Source organism: Vibrio sp. 1288, assembly GCF_033344475.1.
The window spans coordinates 1-538 of record NZ_JAWPOX010001023.1 but is presented as its reverse complement, the minus strand read 5'-3'; the positions used below and the strand labels follow the sequence as shown (position 1 = coordinate 538).

The window sequence follows — 538 nt, the reverse complement described above, 5'->3', positions numbered from 1 at the left end:
ATAAAGATATTGACTACAACATCGACCTAGCACCAAATGACAGCATTACGTTGTACGTGATTGGTTTAGTGAATGCACAAGCAACTGGTGACATCGTTAACCAAGCCACACTCAACTACAACGGCAAAGATATTCTCGCAACTGCAACGCTAAAACCTTATCCGGGCGATGTCGTTATCGAAAAGTCCGCTGACGAACGATATTACCAGCCGGGAGAGTTCTCGACATTCCGAGTCAAGGTCACGAACAATGGTTCTGGTTTTGCTGCGGATGTCAAAGTGGAGGATTTGATTTCTTCATTAGAGGTTGAAACGTCTGGTGGCGCAATGGAAGCGGCATTCAACGATTGGACTATCGTGACCAACAAAGGTGACCTTCGCACCAATATCGAGACCTTACCGGGACCAAATTCGGACATCGCGACCAATCTCGATATTGCTCCAGGAGATACGGTTGAATTTGCCATTACAGGCACGGTGAACAGCCGAGCGGTTGCCAACATTATCAACACAGCAACGGCTGAGTTTGCAGGTGCGAC

The 538-nt window shown here is 47.6% G+C and carries 1 protein-coding gene; it reads left to right on the top strand.

Annotation, left to right across the window (positions count from 1 at the left end; genetic code table 11):
* Positions 1-538: hypothetical protein (locus R8O11_RS30695; protein WP_318195317.1), on the top strand; the 538-nt coding region annotated here is incomplete at both ends.